General features: G+C 47.4%; 2 protein-coding genes. Both read left to right on the top strand.

Going from position 1 to position 1,487, the window contains the following annotated elements; all coding sequences use genetic code 11:
* Nucleotides 1–273, top strand: a 273-nt coding sequence (locus tag R7Q38_RS23250; protein WP_318114447.1) for a cation:dicarboxylate symporter family transporter, incomplete at its 5' end; no start/stop codon positions are given.
* A gap of 155 nt (nucleotides 274–428) precedes the next feature.
* Nucleotides 429–1,487, top strand: a 1,059-nt coding sequence (sbcB, locus tag R7Q38_RS23245; RefSeq protein WP_318114445.1) for an exodeoxyribonuclease I, incomplete at its 3' end; no start/stop codon positions are given.

Raw genomic sequence — 1,487 nt, 5'->3', positions numbered from 1 at the left:
GTAAACTTCATTCTTTCTCTGATTGCGATCATTACTATCAGCTCGTTTGGTATTGCGGGCGTTGGTGGCGGTGCAACATTTGCGGCATTGATTGTTCTTCCAGCAATGGGCTTGCCTGTAACGATCGCTGCACTTTTGATCTCAATTGAACCTCTGATTGATATGGCTCGTACTGCGCTGAACGTTTCTGGCTCAATGACGGCAGGCACCATTGCAAGCCGAGTGTTGAAGTCCTCAGAAGCTGAAACGGCTCTTGAAGAAACGAAAGCCTAACCCTTATTTGCTGCCTAAGCAGACAAATGCAAAACTTCAAGCCGATGGTTCGCCATCGGCTTTTTCATTTTCACAACTTCACCTTGCATCTTTCGTTGCTAGTCAAGGCGTTGAATGGTCTAATACTCTTATCGGTTCCGTAAACGGTAAGCAGAATGCACCAAGATAATCAGCCCACTTTTTTCTTCTTTGACTACGAGACTTGGGGTACAAATCCCGCGAAAGATCGTCCAAGCCAATTTGCTGGTGTTCGCACAGATGAAAACTTCAATATCATCGGCGAACCTCTGGTGATGTACTGCCAGCTTCCTGCTGATTATCTACCTTCTCCGGAAGCCGCATTAATTACGGGTATTACGCCGCAAAAGGCGATGCAAGAAGGCCTATCTGAGCCTGAGTTCATTGCTAAGATTCACGCCGAGTTATCGAAACCCAAAACCACTAGCCTAGGCTACAACAGCATTCGTTTTGATGACGAAGTCACGCGTTACACCTGTTACCGCAACTTTATCGACCCATACGCGTGGAGCTGGCAAAACGGCAACTCGCGTTGGGACTTGCTCGATGTATTGCGTGCATGCCATGCGTTGCGTCCTGAAGGCGTAGAATGGCCCGAGAATGAAGACGGCTTCACCAGTTTCAAGTTAGAACATTTATCGGTTAAAAATGGCATTGAGCACAGTAATGCGCACGACGCGATGGCTGACGTTATCGCAACGATTGAGATGGCAAAGAAAGTCAAAGCCGCACAGCCAAAACTGTTCGATTACTTCTTCTCTATGCGCCACAAACGTAAGCTGAATGAACTGGTTGATATTGTAAACATGACACCGCTGATGCATGTCTCAGGCATGTTAGGTCGCGAATGCCAATACACCAGCTGGATTGTGCCTGTCGCGTGGCATCCAACGAATAACAACGCGGTTATTACGATTGATTTAGCCAAAGATCCGCAGCCAATTCTTGAACTTTCAACCGAAGAGTTGCACGAACGTCTCTACACCAAGCGTGAAGACCTCGGCGACCTACTACCCGTACCGGTGAAACTGGTTCACCTCAATAAGTGCCCTATTTTAGCACCAGCGAAAACGTTGACGGCGGAAAACGCAGAAAACATCGGTATTGATCGTCAGAAGTGTCTCGATAATTTGGCACTACTTCGCCAGCACCCTGAGATTCGAGAAAAACTAATCGGCTTGTTCTCTATCGAACGT

It is taken from the genome of Vibrio sp. Vb0598 (assembly GCF_033338935.1).
GTDB classification, from domain to species: Bacteria; Pseudomonadota; Gammaproteobacteria; order Enterobacterales; family Vibrionaceae; genus Vibrio; species Vibrio alginolyticus.
Note: the sequence above shows the minus strand (reverse complement) of the source record. Positions and strands in the feature narration are given on the sequence as shown.